Origin of the sequence: Promicromonospora kroppenstedtii DSM 19349, assembly GCF_000515355.1 — a bacterium.
GTDB lineage: Bacteria > Actinomycetota > Actinomycetes > Actinomycetales > Cellulomonadaceae > Promicromonospora > Promicromonospora kroppenstedtii.
Window position 1 is genome coordinate 96,789 of record NZ_KI911641.1, and the last position, 8,278, is coordinate 105,066.

Annotated in this window: 8 protein-coding genes; all 8 read left to right on the top strand. The window is 72.5% G+C overall.

The features are described 5' to 3' along the window. Positions 1-63: 63 nt before the first annotated feature. Positions 64-666: a Holliday junction resolvase RuvX gene (gene ruvX / locus PROKR_RS08290; protein ID WP_036961799.1), complete on the top strand. Its 603-nt coding sequence runs from the start codon at positions 64-66 to the stop codon at positions 664-666. A gap of 162 nt (positions 667-828) precedes the next feature. After that, complete coding sequence (gene mltG / locus PROKR_RS08295) at positions 829-1,848, top strand: endolytic transglycosylase MltG (RefSeq protein ID WP_245605750.1); 1,020 nt, start codon at positions 829-831, stop codon at positions 1,846-1,848. Positions 1,849-2,204: 356 nt separating this feature from the next. Beyond that, positions 2,205-3,230: an endolytic transglycosylase MltG gene (locus PROKR_RS08300; protein WP_051432789.1), complete on the top strand. Its 1,026-nt coding sequence runs from the start codon at positions 2,205-2,207 to the stop codon at positions 3,228-3,230. Between the two features lie 2 nt (positions 3,231-3,232). Then, positions 3,233-4,192, top strand: a complete 960-nt coding sequence (locus PROKR_RS08305; RefSeq protein WP_084800318.1) for a shikimate dehydrogenase — start codon at positions 3,233-3,235, stop codon at positions 4,190-4,192. Between the two features lie 254 nt (positions 4,193-4,446). After that, positions 4,447-5,676, top strand: coding sequence for a chorismate synthase (gene aroC, locus PROKR_RS08310; RefSeq protein WP_036961801.1), 1,230 nt, complete (start codon positions 4,447-4,449; stop codon positions 5,674-5,676). A gap of 53 nt (positions 5,677-5,729) precedes the next feature. Next, the gene (locus PROKR_RS08315; RefSeq protein WP_051432804.1) at positions 5,730-6,314 is read left to right on the top strand and encodes a shikimate kinase; all 585 of its coding nucleotides are present in this window, start codon (positions 5,730-5,732) and stop codon (positions 6,312-6,314) included. Further along, positions 6,311-7,468, top strand: coding sequence for a 3-dehydroquinate synthase (aroB, locus tag PROKR_RS08320; RefSeq protein ID WP_036961805.1), 1,158 nt, complete (start codon positions 6,311-6,313; stop codon positions 7,466-7,468). Before PROKR_RS08315 ends, aroB begins: the two co-directional genes overlap by 4 nt. Before the next feature lie 155 nt (positions 7,469-7,623). Next, positions 7,624-8,278, top strand: a 655-nt coding sequence (locus tag PROKR_RS34285; protein ID WP_036961806.1) for a hypothetical protein, incomplete at its 3' end; no start/stop codon positions are given.

Here is an 8,278-nt window from a genome sequence, read left to right on the forward strand (position 1 = left end):
TCGGCGAGGCCCTCGCGGGCATCGCCGAGGGCGTGCGCCTGGTCGCCGTCGGCGCCTGACGTCGTGACGGACACCGGTACCGAGCCGGGCCTCCCACGGGGGGCCCGGCTCGGGGTCGACGTCGGCATGGCCCGGATCGGGCTGGCCGCGAGCGACCCCGACGGCCTGGTCGCCACGCCCGTGGAGACCGTGCCGCGCGTGCTGGCGGGCTCGGGGAAGCAGGGGGCACCGGGCGCGAAGCAGAAGGCGCAGGGCACAAAGCCGCAGAGCGCCACGGGCACGACGGCCGACGTGCAGCGGATCGTGGACGAGGTGGTCGAGCGGTTCGCCGCCGTCGTCTACGTGGGGCTGCCCCGGCACCTGTCCGGCAAGGAGGGCGCGGCCACCGCCGACGCCCGCCGGTTTGCGGCCCGGCTGACCGTCGCGCTGGCCGCCGCGGGGGAGCGCGCCGCGGTACGCCTCGTGGACGAGCGGATGACCACGGTCTCGGCGCACCAGGCCCTCCACGCGGCAGGCCGCAAAACCAGGAAGCACAGGTCCGTGATCGATCAGGCCGCAGCCGTTATCATTCTGCAATCTGCACTCGACGCGGAGCGGGCGAAGGGGGAGCGCGCCGGCGAGCTCGTCGTGGTGGAGACCGTGCACGACACGCACGACCGACCGTAGCGCCACCCCCTACACCCCCCGACGAAGGACAGTGAGTCTCCGGTGACGGACCTCTTCACGGCGCCCCCGCGCCCCCAGGCAGATCCCTCGTTCCCCGGCCCGCGATCGGACCGGAGGTCGCAGCGGCGGCGCCGGCGGAACCGGCGGGGCCGCTCGCTGGTCGTGCTGCTCGTCGCTCTCGTGCTGGTCGGCGGATCGGGTTACGCGATCTGGACCAACCTCGACTCCCTGACCGGCCTGACCAACCCGCTGGAGTCCAAGGACTTCCCGGGACCGGGCGGCGACCAGGTCGACGTCGAGATCCCCGAGGGCGCGACCGGCACGGTCATGGGCCAGCAGCTGTACGAGGCGGGCGTGGTCGCCAGCGTGTCCGCCTTCACGACGGCGTTCGAGGCGAACCCGGACTCCGTGTCGATCCGGCCGGGCACGTACAACATGCTCGAGGAGATGCCCGCGAAGGACGCCGTCGCGCTGCTCGTCAAGAGCGAGCGGGTGGACCTCCAGCTCACCATCCCCGAGGGCTACACGGTCGAGCAGGTCGTGGAGCGCGCGGTGCAGGTCACGGGCCTGCCCGCCGAGGACTTCGAGGCCGCCCTGGGGAAGCCGTCCGAGTTCGGTCTGCCGAAGCAGGCCGGCGGCAACGCCGAGGGCTGGCTCAACGCGGGCACGTACCCGCTCAAGCCGGACGAGGACACCGCCGTCGGGCTGCTCACGCAGATGGTCGACCGCACCGAGCGGGCCCTGCGGAAGAAGGACATCCCCACCGGTGCCTGGCAGACCGTGCTGACCAAGGCCTCGCTGGTCGAGCGGGAGGGCCTGCACGCGGAGGACAAGCCGAAGATCGCCCGGGCGATCGAGAACCGGCTCGAGGACGGCATGATCCTGCAGATCGACGCCGCGGTCGCGTACGGGGCCGACAAGCCCGGCACCGAGCTCACCAAGAAGGACCTCGCCAACGCGAAGAACAAGTACAACACCTACCAGCACACGGGTCTCCCGCCGGGCCCGATCGCGACCCCCGGCGACACGTCGATCGACGCCGTGCTGAATCCGGCCCCGGGCGACTGGAAGTACTGGATCATCGTCAACCTCGACACGGGCGAGACCAAGTTCTCCGAGACCTACGAGCAGCACCTCGCCTACCAGCAGGAGCTCCGCGACTGGCAGGCCGCCAACAGCTGAGGGTGACTAATCCCGGGAGTTGGCCGGGAATGTGCAGATCGGGGTAGCGTTCGCCGCACCCGGGCTGTGATGCGATCGTGACATGTGGCTGAATTCTGGTTACATAGTCGTGTTCCCCGGTTGGTGACCAGCGTGGATCGGCCAGTGATCCGCGCACCGTAGAGGATGGAGCGAGCGTGACCGAGGCCCTTCCCGGAGTGGACTATCAGGGGCCACCGAGGCACGCCAGCGGCCGACGCGGAGGCCGGGGGGACCGCGACGGGCAGCACCGCACGGGGCGGCGGAGCAGTGGGGGACGCAGCAGTGGGAGACGTGGCGGCGCGCGCGGCGGCGGTCGGCGGGGCCTGCTGCGCCCGGTGATCATCGCCGTCGTGGCCGCGGTGGTCGTCGTCGGCGCGCTCGGCGCGTGGACGGTGAAGAACGACGGCTACCTGTTCGGCATCAAGACCCCGCTCGCGGCCGCGGACTACGAGGGTACGGGCGGCGAGCCGGTCGACATCGACGTCCCCGAGGCCGCCAACGGGTACACGATCGGCGCCGAGCTGGCGGCGAAGGACGTCGTGGCGAGCTCCGAGGCGTTCGTGCGCGCGTTCAACGCCAACCCGGACGCCGCGGGCATCCAGCCGGGAACGCACACCATGAAGCTCCGGATGAGCGCGGAGTCGGCCGTGGCGCTGCTCGCGGCGAACGACGTCAAGCGGGGCGGCCTGACCGTCGTCGAGGGCCACACGGTGGCGCAGATCAAGGAGACGATGGTCGAGCAGGGCTGGCCCGAGGCCGACGTCGACGCGGCCCTCGCGGACACGAAGGCGCTCGGCCTTCCGGCGGAGGCCAAGGGCGAGCTGGAGGGCTGGCTGGCGGCCAGCACATACGACGCCAAGCCGGAGTCCACCAGCGCCGCCGACGTGCTCAAGCAGATGGTCGCACTGACGATCCAGGAGCTCGACGCCCTCGACGTGCCGGCCGAGCAGCGCAACGACCTGATCATCAAGGCCTCGCTGGTCGAGCGCGAGGCGCCGGACGAGTACCGCGGCGAGGTCGCCCGGGTGATCGACAACCGGCTGGCGAACAACGAGCCGCTCGGCCTGGACGCCATCGACTCGTACGGGCGCAACAAGCCGTCCCACCTGATCACCACCGAGGAGTTCCAGGACAAGTCGTTCCCGTACGCCTCCCGGGTGGTCGCGGGCCTGCCTCCGACCGCGATCGGGGCCCCGAGCAACGCCTCGGTGGAGGCCGTCATGAACCCGCCGGAAGGCCCGTGGATCTGGTACGTCACGGTCAACCTGGAGACGCAGGAGACCAAGTTCACGGACGACTACGACGAGTTCCTGGCCTTCAAGGACGAGTACCAGGCCTGGGCAGCGGAGAACGGCTACTGAGCATGAGCACCACCCCCACCACCCCAACCGACCCCGCTGCCTCGGTCGGCGGCCCGACGACGGCGGTCGTGCGCCGTGCCGCCGTGCTCGGCCACCCCGTCGCGCACTCCCTGTCCCCGGTGCTGCACGGTGCCGCCTACCGGGCGCTCGGCCTGGAGGGCTGGGACTACGGCGTGCACGACGTCACCGAGGAGACCCTGGCGGGCTTCCTGGGCGGGCTCGGCCGCGAGTGGGCGGGCCTGAGCCTGACCATGCCGCTCAAACAGGCGGTCTTCCCGCTGCTCGACCACGTCGAGCCGCTCGCCGCGGCGGTCGGGGCCGTGAACACGGTGCTGTTCACGGCGGTCGGCGGCACGGTCACCACGACAGGCACGAACACGGACGTGCACGGCATCGTCGCGGCGCTGCGCGAGCGGCTGGGGACGGGCCCGGGTGAGCACCCGGTCGCCCAGGCCGTGGTGCTCGGCGGGGGAGCGACGGCGGCGTCGGCCCTGGCCGCGCTGGCCGAGCTCGGCTGTCCCTCGGCGCGGGTGTTCGTGCGCTCGCTGGACCGCATCGGCCCGCTGCGCGAGGCCGTCGCCCGGATGGGGGTCACCCCGTCGTTCGAGGTGTTCGACGACGCGGCGACGACGTCGGCCCTGGTGAGCGCGGACGCCGTCGTCTCCACGACGCCGAAGTACGCCGCCGATGTCTGGGCCAAGCTGCTGACCGACGGCGTGCCGGGGGCCGGTGGCGCGGCCGGAGGCGCTGTGCCGCGTGGTGTGCTGCTCGACGTCGTCTACGACCCGCGGCCCACCGCCCTGCAGTCGGCGTGGACGGAGCTCGGGGCGCACGCCGTGGGCGGCGAGCGGATGCTGCTGCACCAGGCCGCCGAGCAGGTGCGCCTGATGACGGGGCGGCCGGCGCCGCTCGACGCGATGGACGAGGCGCTCGGCGCGGCTCTCGTCACGCCGGCCCGCTGAACCGGTTGAGCCCGCTGAGCTGCCTGAGGCTGCCCAGGCGCAGGGCCCGCGCAGAGCACAGGCGAGGGCTCCTGGAAGAGCTTGCGCGTCCGGGGTGTGTTGCGCAGCGTGAACAATGTCGACTCTGCGCAACACACCTGCCGCGGCAGGTGTCTCCCCGCCGCGACACGCCGAGGTCGAGCAGCACGCGCCTTCGGTGTGTCGCCCATCGGACCGGTGCGCCGACCTCGTCACCCGCGTGAAACAATCCGACCATGCTGCGTTGGTTGACATCGGGTGAGTCGCACGGTCCTGCTCTCGTGGGCGTGATGGAGGGTCTGCCCGCCGGGGTAGAGCTGACCACGCCCGACATCCAGGACGCGCTCGCGCGCCGCCGCCTCGGCTACGGCCGTGGTGCCCGGATGAAGTTCGAGCAGGACGAGGTCCGCGTGCTCGGTGGGCTGCGCCACGGCCTCACGCAGGGCGGGCCGCTCGCGATCGAGATCGCGAACACGGAGTGGCCCAAGTGGACCGACGTCATGTCGGCCGACCCGGTGCCCGCCGACGCACTGCTGGTCGACGCGGGCACCGGCGACGAGCGCGAGGTGGCCCGCAACCGGCCGCTGACCCGCCCGCGTCCCGGGCACGCCGACCTGATCGGCATGCGCAAGTACGGCTTCGAGGATGCGCGGCCCGTGCTGGAGCGCGCGTCGGCCCGCGAGACCGCGGCCCGCGTGGCGCTCGGCGTCGCCGCTGCGAAGTTCCTCGAGCAGGCCCTCGGTATCCGCCTGGTCTCGCACGTCGTCGCGATCGGGGAGGCCGAGGCGCCCGACGACGCCGCGCTGCCCACGCCCGACGACGTCGCCGCGCTCGACGCTGACCCCGTGCGCTGCTTCGACGCGGCGTCCTCCAAGCTCATGGTCGAGGAGATCGACCTGGCCAAGAAGGACGGCGACACGCTCGGCGGCGTCGTGGAGGTGCTGGCCTACGGTGTGCCGTCCGGCCTGGGCACCTACGTGCAGGGCGACCGTCGCCTCGACGCGCGTCTGGCCGCCGCACTGATGGGCATCCAGGCGATCAAGGGCGTCGAGGTCGGCGACGGCTTCCGCACCGCCCGCCGCCGCGGCAGCGCCGCCCACGACGAGATCGTCCGTGGCACCGCGCCCGACGGGCGCCCCGGCATCGAGCGAACCACCAACCGCGCGGGAGGCATCGAGGGCGGCATGTCGAACGGCGAGATCGTGCGCGTGCGCGCCGCGATGAAGCCCATCTCGACCGTGCCGCGCGCACTGCCGACCGTCGACACCGCCACGGGCGAGCCGGTCACGGCCCACCACCAGCGGTCCGACGTGTGCGCGGTGCCGCCGGCCGCCGTCGTCGCCGAGGCGATGGTCGCGCTCACGCTGGCCGAGGCCGCCGTCGAGAAGTTCGGTGGCGACTCCGTGGCCGAGGTGCGTCGCAACCTGGACTCCTACGTGGCCGCCATCCCGGAGCTGCTGCAGTGACCGGCACGTCCGGCTCGGCGGGTTCGGCGGGCGCGATCCGTCCGGTCGCCGTCATGATCGGACCGCCCGGCTCCGGCAAGTCGAAGGTGGGCCGCACGCTCGCCGCGGGCCTCGGTGTCACGATCCGCGACACGGACGCCGACATCGAGGCGCACGCGGGCAAGCCCGTCAGCGAGATCTTCGTGGACGACGGCGAGCCGCACTTCCGCGAGCTGGAGTCGGCGGCGGTGCTCGCCGCGCTGACCGAGCACGACGGCGTCGTGTCGCTCGGCGGCGGCGCCGTCATGAGCCTGACGACCCAGGCGGCGCTCACGCGGTACGCGGCCGGGGGCGGGCACGTCGTCTTCCTCGACGTGCCGCTGGCGATCGCCGCCCAGCGCGTCGGCATGAACCAGGCCCGGCCACTGCTGCTGGGCAACCCGCGTGCACAGTGGCAGAAGCTGATGAACGAGCGGCGGCCCACCTACGAGCGGCTCGCGACGCTGACGATCGTCTCGAGCGACCGGCCCGGCGAGCAGGTCGCGGCGGAGATCATCGAGGCGCTCGGCCTGGAGCTGCGTGTCCCTGAGCTCGTGGACCCGAAGCGGGCCGAGGAACACAACCAGCCGGAGAACAAGACGGAGGAGAGCATCACGTGAGCACGGACAGCGCCCCCACCCGGATCACCGTCCGGGGAGAGGCGCCCTACGACGTCGTCATCGGCCGGCACCTGCTGGGCGAGCTGCCGGGCCTCGTGGGCGCGGCCGCCAAGGTCATGGTGATCCACCCCGCCGCGCTGTCGGCGACGGCGGACGCGATCGCCGAGGACCTCAAGGCCTCCGGCTACGAGGCCTTCGTCGCCGAGGTGCCGGACGCCGAGTCGGCCAAGACGCCACAGGTCGCGGCGTTCCTCTGGGGCCTGCTGGGGCAGCTGGACTTCACGCGCTCGGACGCGATCGTCGGCGTCGGCGGCGGCGCCACCACCGACCTCGCCGGGTTCGTGGCCGCGACCTGGCTGCGCGGTATCCGCGTGGTGCACGTGCCGACCACGCTGCTCGCGATGGTCGACGCCGCCGTGGGCGGCAAGACGGGCATCAACACCTCCGAGGGCAAGAACCTCGTGGGCGCGTTCCACCCGCCGGCCGGCGTGCTGTGCGACCTGGCGGCGCTGGGCTCCCTCGACAAGTGGGACCTCGTGGCGGGCCTGGCCGAGGTGGTCAAGACCGGCTTCATCGCCGACCCGGTGATCCTCGACCTGGTCGAGGCGCACGTCGACGAGCTGCGGAACTGGGCCGGCGCGGCCACCACCGACGAGACGTGGGCCGTCGTGGCCGAGCTCGTCGAACGGTCGGTCCGGGTCAAGGCCGATGTCGTGGGCGAGGACCTCAAGGAGGCCGGCCTGCGCGAGATCCTCAACTACGGGCACACGCTGGGTCACGCGATCGAGCTCGTCGAGCGCTACCAGTGGCGCCACGGCGCCGCGGTGAGCGTGGGGATGATCTTCGCCGCGGAGCTCGCGCGGATGGCCGGCAAGCTCCCCGACGACGTCGCCGACCGGCACCGGTCGATCCTGGACTCGCTGGGGCTGCCCGTGCACTACCGCGGTGACCGCTGGGACCAGCTCCTGGCCGCGATGCGCCGCGACAAGAAGGCCCGCGGCGACCTGCTCCGGTTCGTGGTGCTCGACGACGTCGCCAAGCCCGTGCGCCTGGAGGGTCCCGACCCGACGCTGCTCGCCGCGGCCTACGCCGAGGTGTCCAAGGAGCCGCCGACCAAGGGCCCGGGCACCCCGGTCACGCTGACGCTGGGCTGAGCCGTCACCCTGGGCTGAGCCGCGTCTCGGTATCGACCCCTCCCCTTTGAGGCCTAAGTTTCTTCGCTTTGACGTGCCTCAAAGCGAAGAAACTTAGGCCTCAAAGGGGAGCAAGAATCACAGCGCGGGAGCAAAGCGGACATTAGCCTCAGCACATGACCTCCGACCCCGGCTTCCGGGCCGCACGCAAGGCCGGTGCGCAGAGCGCGTTCCGGCTGTTCTTCCCGCCGCTCTTCTTCCTCGGCTTCCTGGTCCTCTTCGCGGGCCCGTTCTGGTCGGGCGAGGAGTTCGGCAGGTCGACGCCGTTCCTCGTCGTGGCGGTGACCATCGGCGTGATCGTGCTGCTGATCTTCGGCACGAGGGCTCGCCGCTGGTCCCGCAACCGGAGCGCCTGGTCGCGGGCGGCGCGAGGTGCGGTGTCGTTGACGCTCCGCGGCGAGGCCGTGGCCGCGGAGCGGAAGGTGTCGGGCCGGCCCATGCGGACGGTCGTGGTCGAGCACCGTGGCAGCCGGCAGTACCTGCACCTGCTGTTCGTGCCAGGCGCACCGGTGCACATGATGGGCCCCGGCTGGGTGACCGTCGAGTTCTTCGCCGGAGACGACGCCGAGGGCCCGGCGCGGCTGCTCCTGGCCGACGGCCGCACGCTGTGGGCTTTCTCCGCCCGACTCGGGACGGTCGCCGCAGAGCCGCGGTCCCGTGCACGACGGTCCTCCGACGCGACGGCGGTGGGCACCACCGACGACGGTGCGGGCCCCATGGTCCCGGCGGTCGTCGCCCCCGGCCTCGACGGCGAGGAGCGCGGGCGGGGGG

Bases quoted from the DNA above. Each gene is read 5' to 3' on its own strand.
- PROKR_RS08305 (WP_084800318.1), top strand. From the start codon at position 3,233: ATGAGCACCACCCCCACCACCCCAACCGACCCCGCTGCCTCGGTCGGC.
- PROKR_RS08315 (WP_051432804.1), top strand. From the start codon at position 5,730: ATGATCGGACCGCCCGGCTCCGGCAAGTCGAAGGTGGGCCGCACGCTC.
- aroC (WP_036961801.1), top strand. From the start codon at position 4,447: ATGCTGCGTTGGTTGACATCGGGTGAGTCGCACGGTCCTGCTCTCGTG.